Below are 26,390 nucleotides of genomic sequence, written 5' to 3' on the forward strand. Positions count from 1 at the left end.
CCGGGTTGCGCAGCGGTCACGATCTGCGCCGCCGGGGTGCCGCGGTTGAGGTCAACGCCTACGGTGTTCAGCGAAGGGTTCGGCGAAGGGTGACGGGACGCACAGGCGTCGCCGCGGCGAGAGGGGTACGCGAGTGGCTGAGCCGGCTGTCGAGTCGACGGAGGGCCCACCAGCGGGTGGCGCACACCGAGGTGGCGCCGACCTGGAGACGCTCGCCCGCGTGGTCGGGCGCGTGCGTGCCAACATCGAGAAGGTCATCGAGGGCAAGGCCGACGTCGTCCAGTCGACCCTGGCCGTCCTGCTCGCCGAGGGTCACCTGCTGATCGAGGACGTTCCCGGCGTCGGCAAGACGATGCTCAGCAAGTCGCTGGCCCGAAGCATCGACTGCTCGGTGCGACGCATCCAGTTCACGCCGGACCTGCTGCCGTCCGACGTCACCGGCGTCTCGATCTTCAACCAGAACACCCGGGAGTTCGAGTTCCGACCGGGCGGCGTGTTCGCCAACATCGTCGTGGGTGACGAGATCAACCGTGCCTCGCCCAAGACGCAGTCGGCGCTGCTGGAGTGCATGGAGGAGCGCCAGGTCACCGTGGACAACACGACCTACGAGCTCGACCTGCCGTTCATGGTGATCGCGACCCAGAACCCGATCGAGATGGAAGGCACCTACGCCCTCCCGGAGGCGCAGCGCGACCGCTTCATGGCGCGGGTGTCGGTCGGCTACCCCGTGGAGGCGGCCGAGATCGCGATGCTCGGCTCGCACACCCACAGCAACCCGCTCGACGACCTCGAACCGGTCACCGACGCCGCCGAGATCGCCAAGCTGATCGGCATCGTCCGGCAGGTGCACGTGGCCGACGCCGTGCAGCGCTACGCCGTCGCGCTGACGTCGGCGACCCGGCGCACCGAGGACCTCACGCTGGGCGCCTCGCCCCGCGCCACTCTCCACCTCGTCCGCGCGGCCAAGGCGATGGCGGCCATCAAGGGCCGCGACTACGTTCTGCCCGACGACGTCCACGAGCTCGCGCAGACGGTGCTCGCCCACCGCCTCTTGCCCAGCGTCGAGGCCTCGATGAGCGGACGCTCCACGTCAGCGGTGCTGGAGGGGATCGTCGCCTCCGTGCCGGTCCCGACCGCCACCTGAGACTGGCAGCCATGCGCGAGGCGTTGCGTGGCCTGACCCTCCGGGGTCGGTCGTTCGTGGCCGCAGGCGCCACCGCCATCGTGTGCGGGGTGCTGATGGGCGAGACCTCGCTGGGCCGGGTCGGCGTCCTCGTCCTCGCCCTGCCGCTGGTCAACGCCCTCTTCATCGGCCGCAGTCGCTACCGCCTCGCCCTGGTCCGCACGGTCACACCGCAGCTGGTCTCGGCGGGCCAGCCGGCCCGAGTGCAGCTCTCGCTCACCAACGAGGGCCGCACCCCGAGCGGCGTCCTTTTGCTCGAGGACCACCTGCCCTACGTCCTCGGGACCCGTCCGCGCTTCGTGCTCGAGGGGATAGGTCACGGTTGGCGCAGGCACGTGTCCTACCAGGTGCGCTCGGACGTCCGGGGCAAGTTCGACATCGGCCCGATGACGGTGCGCGTGGTCGACCCGTTCGGCCTGATCGAGCTGGCCCGGGCCTTCCAGACCACGGTGCCGCTGACGGTGACGCCGCGCACCGTGCCGCTGTCCTCCATCCCGCTCGGCGGTGCCTGGACCGGGTCGGGCGACAACCGGCCCCGCGCCTTCGCGACCGGAAGCGCCGAGGACGTCACGGTCCGGGAGTACCGCCAGGGCGACGACCTCCGCCGGGTGCACTGGCGCAGCTCGGCCCGGATGGGTGAGCTGATGGTGCGCCGGGAGGAGCAGCCCTGGCAGTCGCGGGCCACGCTGTTCCTGGACAACCGGATGCGATCGCACCGCGGGCAGGGCATCGCCTCCTCGCTCGAGGCCGCCGTGTCCGTCGCCGCGTCCATCGCCGTGCACCTGACCCACCGTGGCTTCGCCGTCCGGTTGGTGACCGCGTCCGGCGAGGACCCCTCGAGCGCCTGGCACCTGCGCGAGTCCGACCTCAACACCGCTCCCCTCCTCGAGGCGCTGGCCGTGCTGGCACCCACCCAGGCTCCCAAGCTCGAGACCGGGTGGCTCACCGAGCACGGAGGCGGCGGACTGGTCGTCGCCGTTGTCGGTGGCATGGAGCCCACCGACACGCCGGTCCTGCGCCGGATGCACGCACACGCCGGCTCGGCCCTGGCGGTCGCCCTCGACGTGGACGCGTGGGTCTCGGGGGGCGGTACCGGCGGAGCAGCGGGACTGCTGACCCAGCAGGGGTGGCGCGCGGTCCCGCTCGGTCCGCGCGACCGCCTGGAGAGCGCGTGGGACGAGCTGGGCCGCGGGTCGACGCAGAGCGCCCGCTCGCGCGCCGGCGCGGCCCCGGTGGGAACCGGGGTGGGTCAGGTGACCACATGGTGATGCCCCGATCGCGCGCGAGCCTGGTCTCCCTTGCCACGCTCTCGACCCTCAGCGTGGCCACCACGTGGGTCGCCATGCTCTCCTGGCGCGGATTCGTGGAGCACTCGAGCCGGTTCCTCGGCCCGTTGCTCCTGCTCGGGGCCGTCCTGGTCGCCTCCGGCACCCTGGCCCGTTGGTGGCGCTCACCCGCCGCAGTCGTCGTGCTGGCGCAGACACTGGCCACGGCGGTGGCGGCCTCGCTGATGCTCACCGGGTCACCGCTGCCAGTGGGCGCGGCGTGGACGCGGTTGACCGACAAGTTCGAGGCGGCCGTCGACAGCGCCAACCAGTTCGCCTCCCCCGTGCCCGCCGACGTCCCGCCCGTCGACCCGATCCTCGTCGTGGGCGGGCTGGGCTGCATGCTGCTGGTGGACTTCCTCGCGTGCACGCTGCGCCGGGTCCCGCTCGCCGGGGTGCCACTGCTCACCATCTTCAGCGTGCCGCTGAGCATGCTCGGGTCAGGCCCGTCCTGGTACGTCTTCGCCCCCACCGCGGCCGGCTTCATCGCGATGCTGTTCGTGCACGAGGACGAGCAGGTCTCCCGGTGGGGCCGGTCGCTCCTCCGTGACCAGGGCGGTGTCGACGCGGATGCGTTCGGGGTGCGCACGGGCTCGGTGCGGAGAACCGCCGGTGTGATCGGTGGTGTCGTCACGACGCTCGCCATCGTGGTCCCGGCGGCCATCCCAACTCTGCAGCTCCAGGTCTTCGACTTCGGACCCGGGTCGGGCGGCAGCGGGGACATCGACATCAACAACCCCATGGTCGACCTGCGTCGCGACCTGATCAGGGGAGCCGACAAGGACCTCCTGCGAGTCGTCACCGACGATCCAGACCCGTCCTACCTCCGGATCGCCGTGCTCAACAGGTTCTCCTCCGAAGCATGGAGCTCCGGCGACCGGGACGTGCCGAGCAGCAACCAGGCCAGCGGACAGATGCCCTCGCTCGAGGGCGTGGACCCGTCGGTCACCCGGCAGGAGTTCGACTACGCGATCAGCGCCACCGACGACTTCTCCTCGACATGGCTCCCGACGCAGAGCTTGATCAGCCGCATCGAGGCACCCGGCGACTGGCGCTACGACGAGGACACCCGTGACTTCCTCGCCAGCGACGACGGCCTCGACACGGCCGGCCTGGAGTGGGAGTTCTCGTCGATCGAGCTCAACCTCGACGCCGCCGATCTCGCGGTCGCGCCGACCGCCGCTGGGCAGGTCAGCGACGAGTTCACCGACCTGCCGTCTGGACTCGCCGAGGAGATCCGGCAACTGACCCTCGACGTGACCGAGAAGGCTCCGTCCCGGTTCGAGAAGGCCGTGGCCCTGCAGAACTGGTTCCGCCGGGGCGGCGGCTTCACCTACGACGACTCCGCGGTGCTCGCCAACGGGGCCGACGACCTGTTGGCATTCCTCAGCGAAGGCCCCGGCGGACGCACCGGCTACTGCGAGCAGTTCGCCGCTTCGATGGCCGTGATGGCACGCATCCTCGGCATCCCCGCCCGGGTCGCCGTCGGTTTCCTGCGGCCCCAGCAGGTCGGGACCGGCACCTATGTCTACAGCGCCCACGACCTGCACGCCTGGCCCGAGCTCTACATCGCCGGCGCCGGGTGGGTGCGGTTCGAGCCCACCCCCGGCGGCCGGGCCGAGTCCGTGCCGGACTACACGACGCAGCCGGTCATCATCCCCAGCGACGAGCCGACCACCAACCCCAGCGAGGAGGACATCGCGAACCCACCAGTGCGCGACTCGGCGTCCCCGTCCGCGGCGGGCGACGACGAGACCGCGGGAGCGGGCTCCGGCTCCGACATCCCCTGGCTGCTGGTGTTGCTGATCCTCCTCGTGGTCACGCTGCTCCTGGCGCTGGCACTGGCCCCTCGCGCGATGCGACGTCGACGTCGCGCCACACGACTCCGCGGCGGCCCCGAGGACGCCTGGCTCGAGCTCCGCGACACCGCGCGCGATCTCGGGCTGACCTGGCCGCGCGATCGCTCCCCCCGGCAGACCGCGGACACACTGGTGCGCTGGTTCGGCGCACCGCCCGACGAGTTCACGCCCGAGCGGCCCCGCCGAGGACCCGAGGTCAACTCGGACGCCGTCGTCGCTCTCGACCGGATCGTGCTCGCCCTGGAGCTGTCCCGCTACGCCGAGCGGGACCCAGGCGCCGACGGGGCGTGGCGCGCGGACGCCGAGACGTGTGTCGTGGCACTGACCGGCGGCGCGACCCTCCGAACACGTCGCCGGGCCGAGTGGTGGCCGCGGTCGCTGTTCGCGCGGGAGCGGGTGGTCAGCCGCCCGCCGAGCGACGACGAGGACTCACAGCGGCCTGCTTATGCGGGTGTGGTCGACCACGTGGGGTGAGTTCCAGCCCCGGCTCACGAGGTTTCGACACGCTCCGTCGCGGCTTCGTTCCTCAGCCGCGGTCGCTGCTCAACCACCATCGATCGCTTCGTCCCTCGTTCCTCGGGACGTAGCGATCAGAAACCTCCGGACTCCCGGCGCCGGCGCCAGCGCTCTTCCATGCGCTCCATGAAGGAGCCGTGCCCAGCCGACGTACGGCGCTGGCGACGCGGTCGGCTGGTGCGGCCGCCGTCGATGACGGCGAAACCGCGCGACGGGTGCATCGCGGTGCGGGGGTCGGCGGGGGCCGAGGCCGCCTGCTGGCCGCGGATCGCGGTGAGCGCGACGGTGGCGGAGCCGAGCATGACCACGAACCCGGCGATGCCGATGAACGGCATCTGGGTGATGGCCCCGGTCATCAGGATCGTGACGCCGGCCAGGAAGACCGCGCCGGCGAGGATCGCGCGGCGGCGGGCCGAGCGGCGCAGCGAGGTGCCGCGCAGAGTGGAGGCGAACTTCGGGTCCTCCTCGACGAGGGCGCGCTCCATCTGCTCGAGCAGGCGAAGCTCCTCTTCGGAGAGTGGCACCGGTTCCTCCCGTCAGGTCCCCACGCGGCGGGTCTGAGCGACCGTCGACACGCCAAGTGTAGGCAGGCGCCGGTGGCGAGACTAGGCGTCTCGGCAGAATTGTGACCAAAGGCCTGAGCCGCGCGTCGGGTGGATCCCTGGTCAGCGCGCGAGCAGGCTCGCCGGCTGCACCGCAGCGCCCCCGAAACGCCGGGTCGCTCGGTCCACGGCCCGGTCCGCGTCGGACCAGCCGTGCTCGCGTTCGCCGAGGACGAGCTGACGGTGGACCGAGGTGCGCGGCACCAGGCCCTCGACCCGGACTCCGACCAGCCGCAGCCGGGCCCGCTGCAGGCCCAGCCCGTCGTAGAGCGCGACCGCCGTGCGGTAGATCTCCTGGGTCACGTCGGTGGACTCGCGCATCGTCCGGGCCCGGGTGATGGTGGTGAAGTCGGCGAACCGGACTGTCAGCGAGACGGTGCGGCCGGCCACCCCGGCGACGCGCATCCGGGAGGCGACCTTGGCGGTCAGCTTGAGCACCTCGCGCAGCACCACGTCACGGTCGTCGATGTCGCGACCGAAGGTCTCCTGCGCGCCCATCGACTTGTCCGGGTCGCCGCCCATGCCGAACACTGACACCCGGCCCGGGGTGATCTCGCGCCGGTCGGTGCCCCAGGCCAGGTCATGGAGCTGGCCGCCCAGCCCCTCCCCAACCGCGCGTTGCAGGGTGCGCAGCGGCGTGTGCGCGACGTCGCCGACGGTGACCAGGCCGAGCCGGTGCAGCATCGCCTGGGTCTTCTCCCCCACCCCGTAGAGCTCGCCGACGTCGAGGGGATGCAGGAACGAGGTGATCGCCTCGGGGGGTACGACGACCACACCGTCGGGCTTGGCCCGGCGGCTCGCCAGCTTGGCCACCGAGACCGAGGCCGCCACCCCGACCGAGCAGGTGATGCCCTGCTCGTCGTGGATGGTCGCGCGCAGCCACTCGGCGATCCCGGGCGGGTCACCCAGGCGCCGGGTCGACCCGCGGACGTCGAGGAAAGCCTCGTCCAGGGAGACCACCTCGACCTGCGGGGTGACCCGGCGGAAGGTCTCCACCACCGCCGCGGACACCGTCGAGAACGTGTCATGGTCGGCCGACACCGACACCGCGTGCGGGCACAGCCGCCGGGCCCGGGTGGAGGGCATGCCGGAGCGGACCCCGTAGGCGCGGGCGTGGTAGTTGGCAGCGAGGATCACCCCGCGGTAGCCACCGCCGACGATGACCGGCACGTCGTGGAGGTCGGGGCGGTCCCTCGTGGCCACCGAGGCGTAAAAAGCGTCCATGTCGACGTGGAGGATCGGGGTGGTCGTCATGTCACCGCCGCTCGGAAGCCACGGTGGTCGGTTCATCAAGGGACCTGCGGCGGCGGTCAGCGAGCCAACAGGTGCAGCTGGGTAGCCAGCGGGAGGTACTCGGGACGCTCCGAGACGGCCCTCTCCAGCTCGACCAGCGAAGCCGTCGCTCCGGGCTCGAGGTCGAGCAGCGAGCCGGGGACCAGATCGGCGAAGACCCGGACGCCGTGGGTCGAGACGACCTCGAAGCCGGCCTGCTCGAGGAGCGCGGTGGCCTCGTCCGCGGTGAACCGGTGTCCCGTCTTGCTGGTGGATGTGTCGGGTGCGTCGGCCAGGATCGCGAGCGCCTGCGGGAAGTGGCCGGCCATCGCGCGGGCGATGACGGCAGCGTGCCGCTGGGCGACCAGGAGCGAGAGGGTGCCGCCGGGACGCAGCACTTCGCGGATCGTGGCCAGCGCGGCGGCGGGGTCGTGGACCACCTCGAGCACTCCGTGGCAGAGCACCACGTCGACAACCCCGTCGACCTGGCCGTCGACAAGCGAAGCCAGGTCGGACAGGTCGCCCTGGAGTCCGGTGACCTCCACGCCCACCTCACGGGCCCGGCGGCCGAGGGCAGCCAGGGCGTCGGGGCTGGGGTCGACCACGGTGACCTGGTGGCCGAGCTCGGCGAGCCGGACGGCGAACCCGCCGGTGCCGCCGCCGACGTCGACGATGCGGGCCCCCTGCTCGTAGGAGGCGCCGGGCTGGTCGAGCGCGCTCTCCAGTGCCTCCCACACCACCGCGGTGCGGGCGCTCGCCCGTCGCTCGCTGGGACGCTCGCTCGACATGGGCACCACCCTAGGGGTCTCATCCCGGGCTCCCCGGGCTGCGGTGCCACAGCTTGCGGGCCACCTCTTTGGTGTCCTCACCGGCCGGCTTGATGTCGGCGTAGGGCGAGACCTGGAAGCCGCTGGAGTGCACCAGCACCCGGCGCCGCCCCATGCCGCCGGCTACGCCGCGAAGCGGCGCATCCAAGGGAGCGTGGCCCGTCTCGGCCTCGGTCTCCTGCCCGAAGGCCTGGGGAGACGCCATCACCGGACGGCTGGACCGACTCTCCGCGGCACCCGTGACCGCCTCGATGGTCCCGACGCCGGCGAAGCCCTCCGGGACCACCGCCATCTGCTCGCGCACCGCCTCGAGCCCCTCGCGCTGCCACAGCGAAGCCAGCACCGGCAGCTCCCAACAGCCGGTGGCCCGCAGGGAGACCCCGCGGTAGCCGGTCTTGCGCAGCTCACCGCGCACGACCAGCAGCCAGGAGTGGAACAGCGTGGCGGCGTAGGGACCCTGGGCGTCCTCGAAGAATGTCGCATCGACCGGGCCGGTCGCGTCATCGAGGGTCAGGAAGATGACCCGGCGCCCGGAGCGGACCGGCGGGGTCTGGGTGGCGACCTTGACCCCGGCCACCAGCAGCTCGGACCTGCTCCGACGGGTGAGCAGGTCGCGGCTGCGGACCACGCCGAGCGCGTCGAGGAACGGCGCGTAGGAGTCGACGACGTGCCGACTGACGTCGAGGCCGAGGATCTCCAGCTCGGCGCGCATCCGCTCCTCGGCGGTCATCTCCGGCAGCCCGGACACCTCGCCCTCGGCGGGCTCGTCGCCGAGGGCGAGGGTCAGCTGCACCGAGTCGACGGGAGGCGGAGCCGGGGTGGCCTTGGACTGGGCGGCCGCCTTGGCCCAGACCCCGGCGTTCCCGAGGGGGTGGCGCTCGAGGTCTGCGACCGTGTCGCGGACCCGGGGGTCGGAGCTGTTGCGGGCGGCCGCGTCGTCGGCCTTGGCCCGGGCGACCGAGCCGGCCCGGCTGCCGGACCGGAGCGCCCGGCCCCCGCGGCCCCGGCTCCCCTTGTCGACCGCGCGGGCGTGCCGGTCGAGCTCGGCCACCTGGAGCAGCAGGTCGCGACGGGTGACCCGGCCACGCCGCCCCGTCTCCGCGCCGATGGCCCCGGCGATGGCATAGACCCCGTCGAACCCACCGGCCAGCACCAGCCGCTCGACGATCGGCCGGGACACCCGGGCGCGGTGCCAGAAGTCGGTGAGCGAGTGGAACGGCCGGCCCGCGACGATGCGCTCCACCTCGGCCTCGTTGATGCCCTTGACCTCGGCCAACGCCAGCCGGATGCCATCGCGCGGTCGCCCGTCGGGGCCCTCGATCCGCTCCACGACGTAGGCCTTCTCGCTGGCGTTGACGTCGAGCCCGAGCACCGCCAGGCCGAGCTGGCGGGCGTCGTCGAGGATCAGTCGCTTGGGGTACATCCCCGGGTCGTGGGTGAGCACGCCGGCCAGGAAGTGCGCCGGCCAGTGCGTCTTGAGCCAGGCCGACTGGAACGTCGGCAGTGCGAACGCCGCGGCATGGGCCTTGCAGAACCCGAACGACGCGAACGCCTTGAGCACCTCCCAGATCCTCTCGACCACCGGCAGCGGGTAGCCCCGGCCGAGGGCGCGCGGGAAGAACCAGAGCTTGGTCTCGGCCATCCCCTCGACGTCGCCGAGGGCGCGGCGCTTCTCATCGGCCTCCGCGAAGGAGATGCCGGCGAACTGGGCGATGATCTCGATGACCTGCTCGTGGAAGACCACCACGCCCTGGGTGTCGCCGAGGATCGGCCGCAGGTCGTCGTGGAGGTAGGTCGGCGTCTTCCAGCCCTGCTTGCCCTCCAAGTAGGGCGTGATCATGTCGCTCTTGACCGGGCCGGGCCGGAACAGCGAGATGTCGGTGATGATGTCCTCGAAGGAGCCGATGCCGGACTTGCCGACCAGCTCGCGCTGGCCCGGCGACTCGATCTGGAACATGCCGAGGGTCTTGGCCGAGGAGATGACGGCGTAGGTCTCCGGGTCGTCCAGCGGCACCTGGGTCTCGTCGTCGAGGTCGATCTCGATCCCGTCGGTTCGCTTGATCTCGGCGACCGCGTGCGCCATCGAGGACTGCATCCGGATGCCCAGGACGTCGAGCTTGAGCAGGCCGAGGTCCTCGACGTCGTCCTTGTCGAACTGGCTCATCGGGAAGCCGGCGAAGCTCGCCTCGACCGGGGTCCGGTCGAGCAGGGTGGCATCGGAGAGCAGCACCCCGCACGGGTGCATGGCGACGTGCCGGGGCAGCCCGTCGAGCCGCTCGACCAGCTGGAACATGACGTCGAGCCGGGTGTCGGTGAGCCCGCTGGCCCGCAGCTCGGGCAGCTCGCGGAGCGCGGCCCGGGCGTCCCGGGCCCGGATGTGCGGGAACGCCTTGGCGATCGCGTCGGTCTCGCTGGGCGGCATGCCGAGCGCGGCGCCGACGTCACGGACGGCGTGCCGGACCCGGTAGGTGTCCATCATCGAGACGGTCACGCAGCGCTCGCCGCCGTATCTGTCGAGGATCCGCTCGTAGACCTCGAGCCGGCGCGCGGACTCGACATCGACGTCGATGTCGGGCAGCGCCTCGCGCAGCGGCGAGAGGAACCGCTCCATGAGCAGCCGGTGGCGCACCGGGTCGACCCCGGAGACACCGAGCAGGTAGTTGACGATGCTGCCCGCGCCCGACCCGCGCGCCGCACAGCGCACCCCCATCTCGCGGATCAGGTCGGTGACGTCGCCGACGGTGAGGAAGTAGGAGGCGTAGCCCAGGCCGCGGATCAGCTCGAGCTCGTCGTCGAGGCGCTTCCAGACGACCGCCTTGGGCCCCGAGCCGTAGCGGTCACCGATCGCACCCTCGCACCGAGCGCGCAGCGCGACGTCGGCATCGGTGTGGTCGGTGGACAGCTCGAACTCCGGGAAGTGCACCTCCCCCAGGCCCAGGTCGCGGCGCGGGTCGAGGGCGCACCGGTCGGCGACCGCGCGGGTGTGGGCGAGCAGCTGCTGGGCCTCTCGCATCGTCTCGCCCAGCCCTCCCCCGGATCCCGCATAGAGCCGGACGACCTCCTCGGCGATCTCGGCCATCTCCTTGCCGGACTTGAGGTAGCCCTCGGCGTTGCCCCGGTCGACGTGCCGCCGGTCGAGCGCCACCAGCCGGCGGGCCGCGTCGAGGACGTCGACGGTGGTGGCGTCGCCGCGGTCGGCGTAGCGCACCGCGTTGGTCAGCACCGCGCCGAGCCCGGCCCGCCGGGCCAGGCCGGCCATCCGGGCGGCGTGCGCGGAGGTGCCCGGCCCCCAGGCGCCGCGGTCCGCTCCGCCGCCGGGGAGCCGGTGGGAGACGAGCTCGACCTGCAGGTGGGTGCGCGGCACCAGGTCTCGCCAGGGCGCGAGCGCGGCCAGGCCGAGGGCGTCGCGGCGGCCCTCGGACGGACAGAGCGCGGCCCGGGCCAGCTCGGAGGCCGGGCCGAGCAGCACCATCAGGTGGCCGGCCGCCAGACCCGTGCGTACGTCGTCGGGCAGCGTCTCGAGGTCGAGGACCGGGACGCCCCGCTCGCCGGACAGGTGGGTCGCCGAGACCAGCCGGCACAGCGCCGCCCAGCCGGACCGGCCTCCCCCAGCGCTGTCGGCCGTGGCCAGGAACGTGACCCGCGGGAGACCACCGCCGACCGGCTCGCGGAAGGCGCCGCCGCGCACCGGCGTACGTCGCCGTGGGCCGTCGTCCGGAACCGCCGGTGCCAGCGCCGGCCGGTGGGCGAGCTCGACCCCGAGCACCGGGCGAACCCCCGCGGCGTAGCAGGCGCGGGCGAACTTCACCGCCCCGTAGGCGCCGTCCCGGTCGGTGAGCGCCAGGGTGTCCATCTCCTGCTCGGCGGCTCGGGCGACCAGGGCTTGCGGGTGCGAGGCGCCGTAGCGCAGGGAGTAGCCGGAGGCGACGTGGAGGTGGACGAAGGGGTCGGGCATCAGTGCCCCACTGCTCGGTCTATCCCACCCGGCGGGCGAGCGGGAGCTGCGGGACGTGCGGCGCCAGCCCGAGCGACTGCTCCACGACCGCGAGGAACCGGTCGGCGTCGCGGACCAGGTCGTCGGCCTCGCGCTCGGTGACCGCCCGGGTGGAGCCGGCCTCAGCGGCAGCGCGCTTGGGCGCACCAGCGGCGAAGAAGCTCGCCCACTCCGCCAGCTCGGGGGCCACCTCGGCCAGCAGCACCCAGGCGTTCTTCTGCGGACGCCGGCGCCCGGAGGCGGGCCTGGCCCGGGCGGCGAGCAGCGCGGCCGCGGCCCGCAGTGCCGCTACGTGGGCGTGCGCGTAGCGGGCCGAGACCTCGGTGTCGGCCATCGCCTCGCTGAGCGACTCCGCGGCCCGGGCGAGGTAGGAGTGGGTGGTGGCCGGCAGGCCGAACGGGTTGGTGGTCACGGTCGTGGTGGTGGCGGTCATGGCTCTCTCTTCAGTCCTCTCAGTCCACGCAGCCGACGAGCTGCCAGCGGCCGTCTGCCCAGTCGAAGGCGAGGTCGAAGACCCCACCGGTGTCCTCGATGTCCCGGCCGCGGGCAGCCTCGACCCGCCACAGCTCCCGCTCGGTGATCAGGTCACCCAGCGGCCGCGGCAACGCCGGCTCGTGCTCCCCCTGCTCGTCGTGCTGCTCGTCGTGCTGCTCGTCATGCTGCTCGTCGTGCGAGCCGATCACCGCCCGCACCCCCGGGGAGCTCCACCAGGGACCGGTCTCGACCCAGTGGGCGAGCACCGCCCGAACCTTCCAGAGCCGCCCGCGCCAGAGGAACTGCGCAGGCGCCCTGTCGTCGAGGTAGCCCTCGGTGGAGCCATCGGTGGTGTCGGCGCCAGGGGCTAGCGTCGCGAGCACACCGCCGACCGGGCCCCGCCGCACCTCGACCGGGTCGTCGTAACGCCGCATCGCTCCCCCTCAGGTTGTTCGAACATCTGTTCGAATCATACCTCCGGGCGAGGACAGCGCGTCAAGAGCCAGACAAGACCTCAGGGGTCGGGCGTGCTCCGCAGGAACCTGTTGGTGTCGGGGTGCCAGAGATAGGCCACCGCGACCACCTCCAGCACCATCGAGGCCACCGACAGCACCACGAACACCCCGGGCGGGTGGGTGCGGATCCCGGCGACCGTGGTGACCGCGGCGAAGAAGAGCAACGCGGTCAGGCACAGACGCGCCCAGTTGTTCCCGTTGGCGAAGAAGACAAGCAGCATCCACATCAGCAGACCCACGACCACGAACAGCGTGATCGCCGGCGCGACGAAGGCCGGCGGACGCACCTCGCCGTCCTTGATCGCCTGCAGGCCCTGGGTCTCCAGCACCCGGCGCAGGTCGGGGCGCCCCTCGGCCCAGGTCCGGATCAGCTCGTCGTTGAGGACGACGGTGAGCACCACGACGACCAGCCCCAGCAGCACGAGCAGCCAGTGCATCCGGATCGCCCGGGTGACCGAGCTCGGCCGACCCGGAACATCGGCCCTGTCATCGGCCCTGTCATCGGCCCTGTCATCGGCAACGTCCTCCGCCACTCGCTGCCCCCTCCTCGACGTCTCGGGCCATGCTCCTAGGCTCGCCCCATGACGGCCGAGCACCCCTCGATCACCAGGTTCCGCGACGAGCACGCACGCCTCGGCGGCACCGGTGAGGTCGTCATTCTGCCCGACTCGGTCCACACCGCAGCGCTGGCCGCCGAAGCGCTGGGCTGCGAGGTCGGCGCGATCGCCAACAGCCTGCTCTTCGACGCCGACGGCGCGCCCGTACTGATCCTCACCTCCGGCGCCCATCGGGTCGACACCGACAAGGCCGCGGCGACCATCGGGGTCGGTGCACTCCGCCGGGCCAAGCCCGAGTTCGTCCGCGAGCACACCGGCCAGGTCATCGGCGGCGTCTCCCCCATCGGCCACCACCGGCCGGTCCCGACCTGGCTGGACTCGTGGTTGGAGCGCTACGACGTCGTGTGGGCCGCCGCCGGCCACCCGGCCGCCGTCTTCAGCACGACGTACGCCGAGCTCGCCGCGATGACCGGCGCGCCCACGATCGAGGTCGAGTAGCCCCGTCGAGCGCTGTCGAGCAGCGCCGTCTCCCTAGGATCACGACGTGGATTCCCTGTCCCTGGCGTTCTCGAGCGGGTGGGCGAGCGGCATCAACGCCTACCTCGTCGTCCTGGTCCTGGGGATCGCCGACCGGGTCGGCGACCTCGAGCAGGTCCCCGACGCGCTCGGCCGGTGGGAGGTCCTGGGGGCGGCGGCGTTCATGTACGCGATGGAGTTCGTCGCAGACAAGATCCCCTACGTCGACTCCACCTGGGACGTGATCTCCACCGCCATCCGGCCCACGGTCGGCGCGGTCATCGGAGTGCTGCTCGCCGGCGAGGCGGACACCCTCGACCAGGCGGTCAGTGGCACCGTCGGCGGCGGCACGGCGCTGGCCTCGCACCTGGTCAAGGCCGGCAGCCGGCTCGCCATCAACGCCTCCCCCGAGCCGGTGACCAACGTCCTCGCCAGTCTCGGCGAGGACTTCGCCGTCCTGGCCGTGGTGTGGTTCGCGATCGAGCACCCGCGCGCGGCCGCGGCGATCGCGGGCGTGCTGCTGGCGACGGGCCTGGTGGTCCTCTACTTCGTCGCCAAGCTGGTCAGGCGCGGCTGGCGACGGTGGAAGGGCCGCGGCGACCCGCAGCCGGCCGCCCCGTGAGGGTCGCCGTCGTCGGAGGCGGGTTCGGCGGTCTGGCCTCCGCGGCCCGGCTCGCCAAGCTCGGGCACGACGTGACCCTGATCGAGCGCCTCCCCGACCTCGGCGGCGCCCTGGTGCCGGTGACGGCCGGCGACTGGTCCTGGGACACCACGGCCTCGACCCTGCTGCCCGCCGTGATCCGCGACCTGTTCCGCAAGTCGGGGCGCCCGGCGGAGCGCGAGCTCGACCTGGTGCCCTTGGAGATCGTCCGCGAGCACGTCTTCGAGGACGCCTCGGTCGTCCGGCTGCCCGGGGGCTCCCGGGCGGCGCAGATCGCCGCGTTCGACGGGCTCGGCCACGGCCTGGGGCAGCAGTGGGTGGACCACGTGGCGTCGTACGCCGACGACTGGGAGGTCCTCCGGCGCGCCTACCTGGAGGTGCCCTGGACCCCCGAGGCGCTGCCCAAGGAGGTCTCGGCCCGGCTGGACTCGCGCGAGGTCCTGCACCGCCGGCTCAAGAAGCGGTTCCGAGACGAGCGGCTGCGCCAGGTCGCGGCCCACCCCTTCGTCGTCGACGGACACGACCCGCGCAACGTGCCAGCCTGGGCCGGGCTGGTGGCCTACCTGGAGCAACGCTTCGGCGCGTGGACCGTCGAGGGCGGCATGGGCGTGCTCGCGACCGCACTGACGGCGCGACTGGCCACCCGCCGGGTGGCCGTCGAGACGGGGGTGGCCGTCCAGGACGTCGTGGTCCGCGACGGCCGGGCGGTCGGCCTGCGCACCTCGGGCGGCGACGTGGACGCGGACGTGGTCGTCGTAGCCGTCGACCCGCGCACGCTGCCCAGCCTCGCGGCGTACGTCGAGCGCACGATGCCCGCGATGCCTCCGGTCGTCTGCCACGTGGGCCTGGAGGGCGAGCTGGCCGACCACCTCGCGTCGATGCCGCACGAGACCGTGCTGCACGGCGACCCGATGCTTGTCGTGCGCACCGGTGGCCGGGCCCGGTCCGGGGGGGCGGCCTGGACGGTGCTCGGGCGCGGCCGGCTCGCCGAGGACATCCTGCACGCGCTCGCCCGGCACGGGATCGACCTGCGCGAGCACGTCGTCGAGCGGGTCGACCGCTCGCCGCGCGAGATGGTCGAGCACTGGGGCAGCTCACCGCTCGGCGTGCTCTGGCAGGGCCGCGCCACGATCCGCCGCCGCCTCGGTCCGTCCACACCGGTCGCCGGGGTCTACGCCGCCGGTGCGCACGCCACCCCCGGGGGTGGCCTGCCGTTCGTCGGCCTTTCCGCCGCGCTTGTGGCGCAGGCCGTCGGCCCGGCGTGAGTTTCACCGGCTAGTCCGGTGCAACTCGCCGCCCGTCAGACCAGCGCCCAGGTCACCGTCACGGTCGAGGTGAGCACCGTCTGACCCGGGGCGAATCCCACATCGGCCTTGACCGCGAACGCCTCGACGCCACCGCGCGGCACCGGGGCGCCGGCACCCTCGGCGATCTCCTGCACCTCGCCGAGGGAGGCGCCCGCGAGCCCCGCCAGGTGCTCCGCCCGGGCGCGGGCATCGGCGAACGCCGCCTCGCGCGCTTCACCGACGGCGGCCGACGGGTCCCCGACCGACAGTGACACGCTCTCGACCTGGAGCCGGTCGCCGACCTCCTCGGCCAGCCGCCCGACGAGGGCCCCGGCCGTGTCCAGGTCGCCTCCGGTGATGGTCAGGGCGTGCCGCGCCTCGAACCCGGCGCGGCGTCCCTCGTTGTCGTGGGCCGGCCAGACGCTGAGGTCCGTCGACGAGACGACCAGGTCGCCGGCAGCCTCACCGGCGGCCGCGACGACGGCCGACCGCGCCGACTCGGCCCCGGACAGCGCCTCGGCCATCCCGGCCGCCCGGTGGAGGGCGGCGACCCTGACGACGGCGGTGTCGGGGACGGCCGTGGCCGACCCGTGGCCGGTCACGGTGACGGTGCGCGACATGGCCGCGACAGTAGCGCTCAGACCCGGACGTTCAGCGCCGAGAAGATCTCCAGGGTCGCCTTCGACCGGTTGAGCGTGAAGAAGTGCAGGCCGGGAGCCCCGCCTGCGAGCAGCTCCTCGCACAGCTCCGCGGCCAGGGCGATCCCCGCCGACCGCATGGCTACGGGGTCGCCCTCGTGGGCGGTGATCCGTTGGACCACGCTGTCGGGAACGGCGGTGCCGATCAGCTCCCCCTGCCGGCGGATGTTGGCCAGGTTCAGGATCGGCATGATGCCCGGCAGGATCGGGATGTCCACCCCGCGGGCGCGCACCCGGTCGACCAGCGCGAAGTAGTCCTCGGCGCGGAAGAACATCTGGGTGACCGCGAACTCGGCTCCCGCGCGAGCCTTGGCGACCAGCACGTCGGCGTCGTGGTCCAGCGACGGGGACGACGGGTGCAGCTCCGGGAACGCCGCGACACCGATCCGGAAGCCTCCGTGGGCGTGGGCCAGCTCGACCAGCTCGGTGGCGTAGTTGAAGCCGCCGGGGGTCGGCTGCCACTCCGCTCGCGGCCCCTCGCTCGGGTCGCCCCGCAGGGCCATCAGGTGCTGGACCCCGACCTCCTCGTAGGAGTCGAGGATGTGCTCCAGCTCCGCCCGCGTGTGCCCGACGCAGGTGAGGTGGGCGACCGGGGTGAGCGACGTCTCCTGGGCGATCCGGCCCGTCACCCGCACGGTGGTGTCCCGGGTCGTGCCGCCGGCGCCGTAGGTCACGGAGACGAACGTCGGGCGGTAGGGCTCGAGCGCGCTGATCGCGTCCCAGAGCTGGGCCTCGCCGGCCTCGTCCTTGGGCGGGAAGAACTCGAAGGAGTAGGAGTGCTCTCCCTGCTCGAGCAGCTCCTTGATGCTGCGCCCGCGTCCCGTGATCATGGGCCCGATTCTCCGCGACGGCGAGTGCGCCACCCAATCCTGACCACTGTGCGATCGCCGGGCGACCGACCCCTAGGGTCGAGGACGTGAGCGCGACCTGGGACGTCGAAGGCTTCCGGGCCCGGGTCCAGGACGCGCTGACGGAGGCGTTGGACGCCCAGGCCGAGCGGCTCGCCCCGCTCGGTGGGGATGCGCAGCGGCTGGTCGCGGCCGCCCGTACGTCGGTCGCCGGCGGCAAGATGTTCCGCGCGTCGTTCTGCTGGTGGGGGCACCACGCTGTGGCGGCCCCCGCAGACGAGCGCGCGGTGACGAGAGCCTGCGCCGCCCTCGAGCTGCTGCACGCCAGCGCCCTCGTGCACGACGACCTGATGGATGCCTCCGACACCCGCCGCGGCAACCCCGCCACCCACCGCGCCTTCGAGGCCGAGCACCGCTCGACAGGCTGGCGCGGCGATCCGGGTCAGTACGGCGCCGCCGGGGCGATCCTGCTCGGCGACCTGCTCCTGTCGTGGTCCGAGGAGCTGCTGCGCCGCTGCGGCCTGCCCTTCAGCGCGGTTGCGCCGGCGCTCGAGGTCTTCGACCTGTGCCGGTCCGAGGTCATCGCCGGCCAGTTCCTCGACGTCTCGGCGCAGGCCCGCGGCACCGCGGACGTCGACACCGCCATGACGGTGCTGCGCTACAAGTCCGCGAAGTACAGCATCGAGCGGCCTCTCCAGATCGGCGCGGCATTGGCCGGCGGCTCGACGGCCACGCTGGCGGACCTCAGCGCCTTCGGACTGCCGCTGGGCGAGGCATTCCAGCTCCGCGACGACCTGCTGGGCGTCTTCGGCGACCCCCAGGTCACCGGGAAGCCGGCCGGCGACGACCTGGTGGAGGGCAAGCGCACGGTCCTGATCGCGCTCGCGCTGGACGCCGCTCCCCCGGCCGCCGCGGCGGAGCTGGACGCGGCGCTCGGCACCCCGCTGTCGGTGGAGGACGTCGAGCGGCTGCGCACGATCATCGACGACGCCGGCGCCCACGCTCAGGTCGAGGGCGTCATCGAGCAGCTCGGTCAGCACGCCCTGTCGGCGCTCGACCGCGCCGACATCGACGACAGCGCGCGCGAGGTGCTACGCGGGCTGGCGACCGCCGTGACCCAACGCGTCGTCTGACCGCCCTGGCAGGCTGAGCGAGTGACCACCATCAAGATCAACGCCATCACCGTGCCCGCCGGGTCGGGCGACGAGCTGGCGCACCGGTTCGCCGCGCGGGCGGGTGCCGTGGACGGCGCCGACGGCTTCGAGGGCTTCGAGCTGCTCCGCCCGACCGACGACCGCGAGCAGTGGCTCGTCGTCACGCGCTGGCGCGACGAGGAGGCGTTCCAGGCGTGGGTGAGCTCGCCCGGCTTCGCCGAGGGGCACCGGTCCGCAGTCGAGCGTGCCGGCGGCGAGGCGCCCAAGCCGGTCTCGACGCACAGCGAGGTGTGGAGCTACGAGGTGGCCGGCGGCTCGACGCCCACCGCCGACTGACCGGAGTCTCAGTCGAGGGACGGGACGTCGATCTCCGGGCCCTCACCGCGAAGCAGCGTCGTGAACGGCGGCGCGAGGGCCGCGCGTTCCTCGAGGATCCCGCGCACCTTGGCGAAGGTCACCTCGTCCTCCCGGGCGAGCGTCCCCCAGCCGTCCCACAACAGCACCGTGGGCTCCGCGACGTCGGTCAGGCAGTCCCACAGCGCGTCGAGGCTGCGCCCGCGGTAGTAGTCGGGAAAGCCGAGCGCCTCGCCGACGGCGGTCAGGACACCGACCTTGTCGGACCGCCGCCAGCCGTCGACGTGGCCGAACTGCCAGCCGACGTGCTCGACGGCGTGCCGCACCTCGGCCACCTCGAACGCCGCGTGCCACAGGTAGACGCCGGAGGTGCGGCGCCCGGCCAGGACAGCCGCGAGGCCGCTCATCCCGCCCTCCGCGCGATGCGCTGGAACGACTCGTAGTGGTCCTCGGTCCAGTAGAACTCGCCACCCTCGCCGGTCACGATCCTCAGCTCGCCGCGCGGGCCCTCGCAGGAGGTGGCGCTGAGCACGGTGTACTCCGCGTAGTAGCCGACGTCGTGGTCGGGGAGGATCCCCTCCCGGTTGTGGAAGGTCGCCCCGTCCTTGCCGCACGGGAACGGGCCACCCTGGTCGATGAGCGCCAAGGTGCCTTGCGCGAACACGGGGAGGTCGTCCTCGATCACCCAGGGCAGGCCGCTCTCGGGGTCGGTGTCCCCGGTCTCGACGTCGGCCGAGGCGGGGTCGGGCCCCGACCCGGGGTCTGCGGCGACCTGCGACGACGGGTCCGGGCCACCGATCGTGATCGTCTCGCCGTCGTGGTCGACGGCGAACTTGATGACCCAGGAGGTGAACGCGACCGTCACGAAGACGATCACGACCATCTTGACCGTCTGCCTGTCCCACTTCACGGCGCCCGCCCTGCCCGTCCTACCCGCTCTAGAGGGCCATCGCCTGGGCCCGGCGCTTGACCTCCGCGCCGCGGTTCTCCCGCAGCGCGTCGATCGGGCGGCCCGGCAGGTCCAGGTCGAGGTGCAGCCAGGCGATGATCTCGCGGTCGTCGTAGCCACCGTCGTGCAGCACCGTGAGCAGGCCCGGTAGTCCCTTGACGGGCAGCCCGTCCTGGATGAACCCCGCCGGCACCTGCGGCCCGGTGCCCGGGCGCGGCACCGCGGCGGCCAGCTGGTGGTCGCGGATCATGGTGCGCACCTTGGCCTCGGTGACCCCGAGCAGGCGTCCGGCCTCCGACCAGTCCAGCCACTCCTCGACCAGGGCGCCCAGGTCGTGCTCAGCCAGCGGAAGGTCTGTCATGGGGGAATCGTCGCACCCCAGGGCCCGTGCCGCTGCCCGGGGGAGCCACGCCGCGCCACGGAGCGTCGAAACGGGCGTGACCCGCCGGATCCGTACGATGGGGCAGTCCGGAGACCTTCCCCGTCCGGACGCAGGAGGTCGACGTGTCCGACCGGCGTGACGCCCCGGACCCCCCACGCGGCGAGCCCGCGGGCCTCAGCGACCCCATGGTCGGCCGGCTCCTGGACGGCCGCTACCGGATCAGCGGCCGGATCGCCCGCGGCGGCATGGCCACCGTCTACGAGGCCATGGACCTGCGGCTCGACCGCACCGTCGCGGTCAAGGTCATGCACCCCGGTCTGGGCGACGACGACGAGTTCGCCGGCCGGTTCGTGAGCGAGGCGCGCAGCGCGGCCCGGCTCTCCCACCCCAACGTCGTGGCGGTCTACGACCAGGGCAACGACGACGGCACCGTCTTCCTCGCCATGGAGATGGTCCCCGGCCACACACTGCGGGACACCATCGGCAAGGAGGCGCCGATGTCGGCCTCGCGGGCGCTGGCGCTGCTCGAGCCGGTCGTCTCCGCGCTCGCGGCCGCACACCGGGCCGGGTTCGTCCATCGCGACGTCAAGCCCGAGAACGTGCTGATCGCCGACGACGGGCGGGTCAAGGTCGCCGACTTCGGGCTGGCCAAGGCGGTCAGCGCCAACACCAAGCACACCGCGACCGGCGTGCTCATCGGCACCGTCTCCTACATCGCTCCCGAGCTGGTCGTCGAGGGCCGCTCGGACGCGCGGGCCGACGTCTACGCCGTCGGCGTGATCCTCTACGAGCTGCTCACCGGGTCCAAGCCACACCAGGGCGAGACGCCGATCCAGGTCGCCTACAAGCACGTGCACGAGGACGTCCCGGCCCCCTCGGCCGCCGTGCCCGGCATCCCGGCGTACGTCGATGCGCTGGTCGCCCGTGCCACCTCTCGGGACCGGGAGCAGCGTCCGGCCGACGCCGGCGTCCTTCTCCAGCACGTCCGCCGGGTCACCCAGGCGCTCAACGCCGGGGTGAGCGACGACGCCGACCTCGTCGCCGACCTGCAGCCCAGGGTGCCCGCGAGCACCTACGCCGACGCCGAGCTGGCCAAGGTCCCGACCGACCCGCACGACACCGCCGAGGTGCTCCGCCGGCCGCGCCGCGAGCCGACCGCGACCCTGCACCGGGAGGAGGCCCGAGCTGAGGACACACCGGTCCGGCTCGCCCCGACGCCGCCCCCGGCCCGGACGACCCGCCCGCCGCGGGACCGGCCCGAGCGCCCACGCCGGTCCCGGCGCGGCCCGGTCCTGCTGGTGATCGCGGTGCTGCTGGCCAGCGCCATCGGCGTCAGCGCCTGGTGGTTCGGTTTCGCGCGCTACACGACCACCCCTGGGGTGATCGGGCTGACCCAGGCGGAGGCCACCGAGCGTCTGGAGAGCGCCGGTCTCGAGGTCGTGGTCAGCGAGCCGGCCTACTCCTCGACGGTCAAGCGCGGCCGGGTCATCAGCTCCGACCCGGGCGCCGGCGACCGGGTGCTCGACGGCGAGAAGGTCGCGATCGTCGTGTCGCTGGGCAAGGAGACCTACGAGCTGCCCAAGCTCAAGGGACTCACGGTCGACCAGGCCCAGGACAAGATCCTCGACACCCAGATGGCCTACGGCAAGACCATCGAGGAGTTCTCCGAGACCGTGCCACCGGGCATCGTCATCAACTCCGACCCCAAGGCCGGGACCACGCTGCGGCCCGGCGCGATCGTCGACCTGATCGTCTCGAAAGGCCCCCGGCCGATCCCTGTTGGCGACTGGGTCGGCAAGGACGCCGACCGGGCGCAGCGGGTGCTGGAGCGGCGTGGCCTCAGAGTCGAGCGCACGGCGGAATACAACGACGACGTCGCGTCCGGGCTCGTGATCGCGCAGGACCCGCCCGGTGGGACGCTGTTCAAGAACGACACCGTCGCACTCCGTGTCTCCCTGGGTCCCGAGCTCGTCGAGGTGCCCAACGTGGTGGCGTCGGGCGTGGAGTCGGCCACCGCGACCCTCCAGGGCCTCGGGTTCGAGGTCGTGGTGACGGAGGCGCCCGGCTACCTGGGCCTCGGCTTCGTGTTCTCCATGGACCCCGACGCGGGCTCGGAGATCCCGAAGGGCTCCACGGTCACGCTCTACCTGATCTGACTCAGTAGAGCGACCCGCGAGACTGGCAGCGTGGCCTCGCGTCGTACGTCCCTGCTCGCCACCGCGGCACTGCTGGCGACCACCGCGGCATGGGGCAGCACGTTCTTCCTGATCAAGGACCTGCTCGACCGGGTGCCGACGCTGGACTTCCTGGCGGTGCGGTTCCTGATCGCGGGCGTGGTGATGGCCGCGGTCGCGCCCGGGGCGCTGCGCCGGCTCTCCGGCGAGTCACGTCGCCACGCGCTCGTCCTCGGGCTGCTCTACGGCGTCGCGCAGATCCTCCAGACCGCCGGGCTCGCGCACACGGCCGCCAGTGTCTCCGGCTTCATCACCGGCATGTACGTCGTGGCGACACCCCTGTTCGCCGCGCTGATCCTGCGCACCCGGGTCACGTCGGTCACCTGGGCGGCGGTCGTCCTGGCAACCGCCGGGCTCGGTGTGCTCACCCTGGACGGGTTCTCGGTCGGGTACGGCGAGGCGATCACGTTGGTGGCGTCCCTCATCTACGCGCTGCACATCGTCGGCCTCGGCGCGTGGTCCACGCCCAGCGAGGCGCTGGGGATGTCGGTGGTCCAGCTGCTCGTCATCGCGGCGGTCTGCCTGCTGGCCACCGCGCCCGACGGGGTGGTCCTGCCCGCGACCGGCCGGGACTGGCTGTCGGTGGTCTACATGGCCCTCGTGGCCGGCGCGCTCGCCCTGCTTGCCCAGACCTGGGCGCAGGCGCACCTCGCGCCGACCCGCACCGCGATCATCATGAGCACCGAGCCGGTGTTCGCCGCGTTCTTCGCCGTCCTCCTCGGGGGCGAGGGACTCACGGGCCGGATGGTCCTCGGAGGCCTGATGGTCCTGGCCGCGATGCTGACCGTCGAGCTCGCGCCCCGGCGCCGGGTCGAGGGCGAGGTCCAGCACCTCACCGTCTGAGCCGCCAGGTGACCGCCCGACGTCACGATTGCGTCACACCTGTCCGCACTCCGGATTCCGGACCGTGCGGACCCCGGCCCCGGGGCTAGGTTCACGCGGTGGTCGTGGTGATGGCACCCGGCGCCACCGACGACGAGATCGCCGCGGTGGTCGCGAGGGTCGAGGAGGTCGGCGGTGAGGCGTTCGTCTCCCGCGGGCTGGTGCGCACGATCATCGGCCTGGTCGGTGACATCGACTCGTTCCACCACCTCAACCTGCGCACCCTGGCAGGCGTCGCCGACGTCCACCGGATCTCCGACCCCTACAAGCTGGTGAGCCGCCAGCACCATCCCGAGCGGTCCACGGTCTGGGTCGGCCCGCCGGCCCACCAGGTCCCGATCGGGCCGGACACCTTCACGCTCATCGCGGGTCCCTGCGCCGTCGAGAGCCACGAGCAGACCTACGAGGCCGCGGTGATGGCGCGCACCGCCGGCGCGACCCTGCTGCGCGGCGGCGCCTTCAAGCCGCGCACCTCGCCGTACGCCTTCCAGGGCCTGGGCCTCGCCGGGCTGGAGATCCTGGCCGACGTCCGCGCCGCGACCGGCCTCCCGGTCGTGACCGAGGTAGTCGACGCCCGCGATGTGCCGGTCGTGGCCGAGCACGCCGACATGCTTCAGGTCGGTACCCGCAACATGGCCAACTTCGGGCTGCTGCAGGCGGTCGGCGAGGCCGGCAAGCCGGTGCTGCTCAAGCGGGGCATGACCGCCACCGTCGAGGAGTGGCTGATGGCCGCGGAATACATCGCCCAGCGCGGCAACCTCGACGTGGTCCTGTGCGAGCGCGGCATCCGCACGTTCGAGCCCGCCACTCGCAACACCCTCGACATCTCCGCGATCCCGGTCGTCCAGTCCACCAGCCACCTCCCGGTGATCGTCGACCCGTCGCACGCGGCCGGGCGCAAGGACCTCGTCGTGCCCCTCACCCGCGCCGCCATCGCCGTCGGCGCCGACGGGGTGATCGTCGACGTGCACCCGCAGCCGGAGACCGCTCTGTGCGACGGGCCCCAGGCGCTCGCCGGGTCGGACCTGCGCGAGCTCGCCCAGGTGGTGCGGCGGCTGCCCCGAGCGGTGGGCCGTGCGGACGCGGCGTCGCACATCCGCATAGGCTGACCGCCGAACATCCACCTGGACCATCAGCCACGAATCGGGCGGGCCGGCGCGGGAAGGCATGACACCGTGAAGCACTGCACGCAATGTGGTCACGTCCTGGGGCTCGGCAGGTTCTGCACCAACTGCGGCCACCCGGTCGCGTCCCGCCACGCCGACCCGCTGTCGGACCCGATCGACCTCGGAGACGGACCACCGCTGTCGTCGCCGGTGGAAGCCGCCGGACCCGACGACGACGACCACGACTGGCGCACCGACACCGCGGAGCGGGGCCCGCGTCCGGCGGGGCCGGACGACGTCCGGGTCGCTGCTCCCCCGGCCCTGCCACGGCTACCACCAGCCGTGCTCGAGGCACCGCCTCCGCCCCGCTTCCCCCTCTTCGCGGACGAGGTGGTTCCTGCCGAGACCGCGGCGGAGACACCGGCGTCGTACTCGTCTCCAGACGTCCCCGACCCGGTCCCCGCGGGGGCGTGGGAGGAGGCGGAGGTCGACGACGAGCACGACCACGAGGACTGGGACGAGTGGGACGAGGACTGGGAGGACCGCCGACGACCGCGCGCGCTCTGGGTCGCGGGCGCGGTGCTGCTGCTCGCGGCGCTCGTCGTCGGCGCCTGGTTCCTCGGTCAGGCCCTCGGCGATGACGACGAGCCCGCGGGGGACCCGTCGCCCAGCGGCTCGGCCGAGGCCGGCCAGGATCCCGTCGACCACACCGCGGAGGCCAGCGCCGAGGCTCCGAGGACGGCGCCGTCGACGCAGGACGTCGACGGCAACCCCACCTCCTACGACGCCAGCAACATGCTCGACGGCGTCCCGGAGACCGCGTGGCGGGCGGCCGGCGACGGTTCGGGGTTCAAGCTGGTCTTCACCTTCCCCGAGAAGACCAGGATCTCCGAGGTCGGGCTGGTCAACGGCTACGCGAAGACCGCGACCGACGACGCCGGTGCGACGTTCGACTGGTACGCCGGACACCGCCGGATCACCCAGGTGACCTGGAACTTCGGCGCCGGTGACCTCGTCCGGCAGGACCTCGAGGACAGCCGGACGCTGCAGACGGTCGAGGTCGGGCCGGTCGAGGTGCGCAAGGTCGTGCTCAAGATCGTCGCGACCACCGCTCCGGGAGACGGACCGGCGCGCCGCGACTTCACCGCGATCAGCGACGTCTTCCTGGCCGGCTGACCGACCGGTCAGAGCCCGGCCAGCACCGCGGCGGCGCGCTCGGCGTCGGCGCGGCTCACGTCGAGATGGGTGACCAGGCGGACCGTGGCCGGCCCGACGGTGGCGATCCGCACACCGGCCGCCTCTGCGGCGGCGACGTACGCCGCGGCGTCCGCACGGTGCACCACCACGATGTTGGTGTCGACCGAGGCGGGGTCGACCCCGCACGCCTCGGCGAGCAGCCGGGCGTGCGCGTGGTCGTCGGCGAGCCGCTCCACGTGCCCGTGAGCCGGGTCGAGGGCGTGCAGGCCGGCCGCCGCCAGGATGCCCACCTGGCGCATGCCGCCGCCGAGCCGCTTGCGTCGCACCCGGGCCTGCGCGACCGCGTCCGCCGAGCCGACGAGCAGTGATCCGACGGGTGCGCCGAGGCCCTTGGACAGGCACACGCAGACGACGTCGGCGACGGCGCCATAGTCCGCGAGGGGCGTTCCGGTGGCGACGTGTGCGTTCCAGAGCCGGGCACCGTCGAGGTGGATGCGGGCCCCGGCACCGAGGGCGAACTCGCGCAGGTCGCGGAGGTCTTGCAGAGGCAGCACCGCTCCCCCGGCGAAGTTGTGGGTGTTCTCGACGGACACCGCCGCGGTGGGCACGAAGAACGGACCCATGTCCGGCGCGAACATCGCGGCGACGGCGGCCAGGTCGACCTGGCCGCGCGGATGCGTCCAGGTGCGCATCGTGAGCCCGCCGATCGCGGCGTGGGCGCCGAGCTCGGCCCGGGCGATGTGCGCGGAGGACTCGCAGAGCACCTCCTGGCCGGGCGCGACGAGCGACCCGACCGCCAGGACGTTGGCCATCGACCCGGTCGGCGTGAACAGGGCGGCCTCGTGGCCCAGCAGCCCCGCGACCCGCTCCTCCAGCGCGCGGACCGTGGGATCCTCGCCGTAGACGTCGTCCCCGACCTCGGCACGTGCCATCGCGGCCCGCATTGCCTCGGTGGGCTTGGTGAGGGTGTCCGAGCGGAGATCGATCACCCTCACAACC

Annotated in this window: 25 protein-coding genes; 12 read left to right on the forward strand and 13 right to left on the reverse strand. The window is 72.9% G+C overall.

All coding sequences use genetic code 11. From position 1 onward, the window contains the following. Positions 1-133: 133 nt before the first annotated feature. The 3 genes from ACYVC6_RS21345 to ACYVC6_RS21355 are packed head-to-tail and all read left to right on the forward strand — an operon-like array spanning position 134 to position 4,841. Positions 134-1,144 carry an AAA family ATPase gene (locus tag ACYVC6_RS21345; protein ID WP_460716550.1) on the forward strand — a complete coding sequence of 337 codons (1,011 nt, stop codon included), beginning with the start codon at positions 134-136 and terminating at the stop codon, positions 1,142-1,144. A gap of 11 nt (positions 1,145-1,155) precedes the next feature. Next, positions 1,156-2,451: a DUF58 domain-containing protein gene (locus ACYVC6_RS21350; protein WP_460716551.1), complete on the forward strand. Its 1,296-nt coding sequence runs from the start codon at positions 1,156-1,158 to the stop codon at positions 2,449-2,451. After that, complete coding sequence (locus ACYVC6_RS21355) at positions 2,445-4,841, forward strand: transglutaminase family protein (RefSeq protein ID WP_460716552.1); 2,397 nt, start codon at positions 2,445-2,447, stop codon at positions 4,839-4,841. The genes ACYVC6_RS21350 and ACYVC6_RS21355 overlap by 7 nt, the downstream gene beginning before the upstream one ends. 116 nt (positions 4,842-4,957) lie before the next feature. On the opposite strand, the gene ACYVC6_RS21360 is transcribed toward ACYVC6_RS21355, so the two are convergent. The 7 genes from ACYVC6_RS21360 to ACYVC6_RS21390 form a co-directional block, all read right to left on the reverse strand. After that, positions 4,958-5,407 (reverse strand): DUF3040 domain-containing protein, encoded by a 450-nt coding sequence (locus ACYVC6_RS21360; RefSeq protein WP_460716553.1) that lies wholly within the window; start codon positions 5,405-5,407, stop codon positions 4,958-4,960. A gap of 141 nt (positions 5,408-5,548) precedes the next feature. Further along, on the reverse strand, positions 5,549-6,739 hold the full coding sequence (gene dinB, locus ACYVC6_RS21365; RefSeq protein WP_460716554.1) for a DNA polymerase IV: 1,191 nt from the start codon (positions 6,737-6,739) through the stop codon (positions 5,549-5,551). Positions 6,740-6,795: 56 nt separating this feature from the next. Then, the gene (locus ACYVC6_RS21370; protein WP_460716556.1) at positions 6,796-7,545 is read right to left on the reverse strand and encodes a methyltransferase domain-containing protein; all 750 of its coding nucleotides are present in this window, start codon (positions 7,543-7,545) and stop codon (positions 6,796-6,798) included. Positions 7,546-7,564: 19 nt separating this feature from the next. Then, complete coding sequence (locus tag ACYVC6_RS21375) at positions 7,565-11,539, reverse strand: DNA polymerase III subunit alpha (RefSeq protein ID WP_460716557.1); 3,975 nt, start codon at positions 11,537-11,539, stop codon at positions 7,565-7,567. Between the two features lie 19 nt (positions 11,540-11,558). Beyond that, positions 11,559-12,011, reverse strand: coding sequence for an SAV_6107 family HEPN domain-containing protein (locus tag ACYVC6_RS21380; protein WP_460716558.1), 453 nt, complete (start codon positions 12,009-12,011; stop codon positions 11,559-11,561). 19 nt (positions 12,012-12,030) lie between these two features. Continuing rightward, the gene (locus tag ACYVC6_RS21385) at positions 12,031-12,486 is read right to left on the reverse strand and encodes a DUF6504 family protein (protein WP_460716559.1); all 456 of its coding nucleotides are present in this window, start codon (positions 12,484-12,486) and stop codon (positions 12,031-12,033) included. Between the two features lie 80 nt (positions 12,487-12,566). Then, entirely contained in the window at positions 12,567-13,100 is a 534-nt protein-coding gene (locus ACYVC6_RS21390; RefSeq protein ID WP_460716560.1) for a hypothetical protein, read from the reverse strand. A gap of 48 nt (positions 13,101-13,148) precedes the next feature. Between ACYVC6_RS21390 and ACYVC6_RS21395 the strand changes: the two genes are divergently transcribed. Genes ACYVC6_RS21395 through ACYVC6_RS21405 form a run of 3 tightly spaced genes read left to right on the forward strand, consistent with a single transcriptional unit; the run spans position 13,149 to position 15,566 of the window. Beyond that, a complete protein-coding gene (locus ACYVC6_RS21395; RefSeq protein ID WP_460716561.1) occupies positions 13,149-13,622 on the forward strand; it encodes a YbaK/EbsC family protein in 474 nt (157 codons plus the stop codon). Between the two features lie 46 nt (positions 13,623-13,668). Beyond that, positions 13,669-14,262, forward strand: a complete 594-nt coding sequence (locus ACYVC6_RS21400; protein ID WP_460716562.1) for a DUF4126 domain-containing protein — start codon at positions 13,669-13,671, stop codon at positions 14,260-14,262. Further along, the gene (locus tag ACYVC6_RS21405) at positions 14,259-15,566 is read left to right on the forward strand and encodes a phytoene desaturase family protein (RefSeq protein ID WP_460716563.1); all 1,308 of its coding nucleotides are present in this window, start codon (positions 14,259-14,261) and stop codon (positions 15,564-15,566) included. The genes ACYVC6_RS21400 and ACYVC6_RS21405 overlap by 4 nt, the downstream gene beginning before the upstream one ends. A gap of 35 nt (positions 15,567-15,601) precedes the next feature. Here the strand turns inward: ACYVC6_RS21405 and ACYVC6_RS21410 are convergent, their stop codons facing one another. Together ACYVC6_RS21410 and metF are read right to left on the reverse strand one after the other, a co-directional pair. Further along, positions 15,602-16,207 (reverse strand): SIMPL domain-containing protein, encoded by a 606-nt coding sequence (locus ACYVC6_RS21410; RefSeq protein WP_460716564.1) that lies wholly within the window; start codon positions 16,205-16,207, stop codon positions 15,602-15,604. A 17-nt stretch (positions 16,208-16,224) separates the two neighbouring features. Beyond that, positions 16,225-17,115, reverse strand: coding sequence for a methylenetetrahydrofolate reductase [NAD(P)H] (gene metF / locus ACYVC6_RS21415; protein ID WP_460716565.1), 891 nt, complete (start codon positions 17,113-17,115; stop codon positions 16,225-16,227). A gap of 86 nt (positions 17,116-17,201) precedes the next feature. On the opposite strand from metF, the gene ACYVC6_RS21420 reads away from it, so the two are divergent. Together ACYVC6_RS21420 and ACYVC6_RS21425 are read left to right on the forward strand one after the other, a co-directional pair. Continuing rightward, complete coding sequence (locus tag ACYVC6_RS21420) at positions 17,202-18,266, forward strand: polyprenyl synthetase family protein (protein ID WP_460716566.1); 1,065 nt, start codon at positions 17,202-17,204, stop codon at positions 18,264-18,266. A gap of 21 nt (positions 18,267-18,287) precedes the next feature. Further along, positions 18,288-18,623, forward strand: coding sequence for an antibiotic biosynthesis monooxygenase family protein (locus ACYVC6_RS21425; RefSeq protein ID WP_460716567.1), 336 nt, complete (start codon positions 18,288-18,290; stop codon positions 18,621-18,623). Positions 18,624-18,631: 8 nt separating this feature from the next. Here ACYVC6_RS21425 and ACYVC6_RS21430 read toward each other — a convergent pair whose 3' ends face one another. The 3 genes from ACYVC6_RS21430 to ACYVC6_RS21440 are packed head-to-tail and all read right to left on the reverse strand — an operon-like array spanning position 18,632 to position 19,951. Next, on the reverse strand, positions 18,632-19,048 hold the full coding sequence (locus ACYVC6_RS21430) for a barstar family protein (protein WP_460716568.1): 417 nt from the start codon (positions 19,046-19,048) through the stop codon (positions 18,632-18,634). After that, positions 19,045-19,551, reverse strand: coding sequence for a guanyl-specific ribonuclease (locus ACYVC6_RS21435; RefSeq protein ID WP_460716569.1), 507 nt, complete (start codon positions 19,549-19,551; stop codon positions 19,045-19,047). Before ACYVC6_RS21435 ends, ACYVC6_RS21430 begins: the two co-directional genes overlap by 4 nt. Positions 19,552-19,579: 28 nt before the next feature. Beyond that, a complete protein-coding gene (locus tag ACYVC6_RS21440) occupies positions 19,580-19,951 on the reverse strand; it encodes an Rv2175c family DNA-binding protein (RefSeq protein ID WP_460716571.1) in 372 nt (123 codons plus the stop codon). 143 nt (positions 19,952-20,094) lie between these two features. On the opposite strand from ACYVC6_RS21440, the gene pknB reads away from it, so the two are divergent. The 4 genes from pknB to ACYVC6_RS21460 all read left to right on the forward strand — a co-directional run bounded on the left by pknB (position 20,095) and on the right by ACYVC6_RS21460 (position 25,370). Next, a complete protein-coding gene (gene pknB / locus ACYVC6_RS21445) occupies positions 20,095-22,128 on the forward strand; it encodes a Stk1 family PASTA domain-containing Ser/Thr kinase (RefSeq protein WP_460716572.1) in 2,034 nt (677 codons plus the stop codon). A 30-nt stretch (positions 22,129-22,158) separates the two neighbouring features. Then, positions 22,159-23,049, forward strand: coding sequence for a DMT family transporter (locus ACYVC6_RS21450; RefSeq protein ID WP_460716573.1), 891 nt, complete (start codon positions 22,159-22,161; stop codon positions 23,047-23,049). A gap of 98 nt (positions 23,050-23,147) precedes the next feature. Next, positions 23,148-24,197 (forward strand): 3-deoxy-7-phosphoheptulonate synthase, encoded by a 1,050-nt coding sequence (aroF, locus tag ACYVC6_RS21455; RefSeq protein ID WP_460716574.1) that lies wholly within the window; start codon positions 23,148-23,150, stop codon positions 24,195-24,197. Positions 24,198-24,263: 66 nt separating this feature from the next. Next, positions 24,264-25,370 (forward strand): NADase-type glycan-binding domain-containing protein, encoded by a 1,107-nt coding sequence (locus ACYVC6_RS21460; RefSeq protein WP_460716575.1) that lies wholly within the window; start codon positions 24,264-24,266, stop codon positions 25,368-25,370. Positions 25,371-25,378: 8 nt separating this feature from the next. Here the strand turns inward: ACYVC6_RS21460 and ACYVC6_RS21465 are convergent, their stop codons facing one another. Further along, entirely contained in the window at positions 25,379-26,380 is a 1,002-nt protein-coding gene (locus tag ACYVC6_RS21465; protein WP_460716576.1) for a threonine aldolase family protein, read from the reverse strand. Positions 26,381-26,390: the final 10 nt, after the last annotated feature.

The sequence above is a fragment of the Nocardioides dilutus genome, from assembly GCF_054779555.1.

Coding starts and splice junctions, on each gene's coding strand:
- ACYVC6_RS21370 (WP_460716556.1), bottom strand. CDS start 7,545: ATGTCGAGCGAGCGTCCCAGCGAGCGACGGGCGAGCGCCCGCACCGCG.
- metF (WP_460716565.1), bottom strand. CDS start 17,115: ATGATCACGGGACGCGGGCGCAGCATCAAGGAGCTGCTCGAGCAGGGA.
- ACYVC6_RS21395 (WP_460716561.1), top strand. CDS start 13,149: ATGACGGCCGAGCACCCCTCGATCACCAGGTTCCGCGACGAGCACGCA.
- ACYVC6_RS21350 (WP_460716551.1), top strand. CDS start 1,156: ATGCGCGAGGCGTTGCGTGGCCTGACCCTCCGGGGTCGGTCGTTCGTG.
- ACYVC6_RS21385 (WP_460716559.1), bottom strand. CDS start 12,486: ATGCGGCGTTACGACGACCCGGTCGAGGTGCGGCGGGGCCCGGTCGGC.
- ACYVC6_RS21440 (WP_460716571.1), bottom strand. CDS start 19,951: ATGACAGACCTTCCGCTGGCTGAGCACGACCTGGGCGCCCTGGTCGAG.
- ACYVC6_RS21375 (WP_460716557.1), bottom strand. CDS start 11,539: ATGCCCGACCCCTTCGTCCACCTCCACGTCGCCTCCGGCTACTCCCTG.
- ACYVC6_RS21380 (WP_460716558.1), bottom strand. CDS start 12,011: ATGACCGCCACCACCACGACCGTGACCACCAACCCGTTCGGCCTGCCG.
- ACYVC6_RS21430 (WP_460716568.1), bottom strand. CDS start 19,048: ATGAGCGGCCTCGCGGCTGTCCTGGCCGGGCGCCGCACCTCCGGCGTC.
- ACYVC6_RS21410 (WP_460716564.1), bottom strand. CDS start 16,207: ATGTCGCGCACCGTCACCGTGACCGGCCACGGGTCGGCCACGGCCGTC.
- ACYVC6_RS21355 (WP_460716552.1), top strand. CDS start 2,445: ATGGTGATGCCCCGATCGCGCGCGAGCCTGGTCTCCCTTGCCACGCTC.
- dinB (WP_460716554.1), bottom strand. CDS start 6,739: ATGACGACCACCCCGATCCTCCACGTCGACATGGACGCTTTTTACGCC.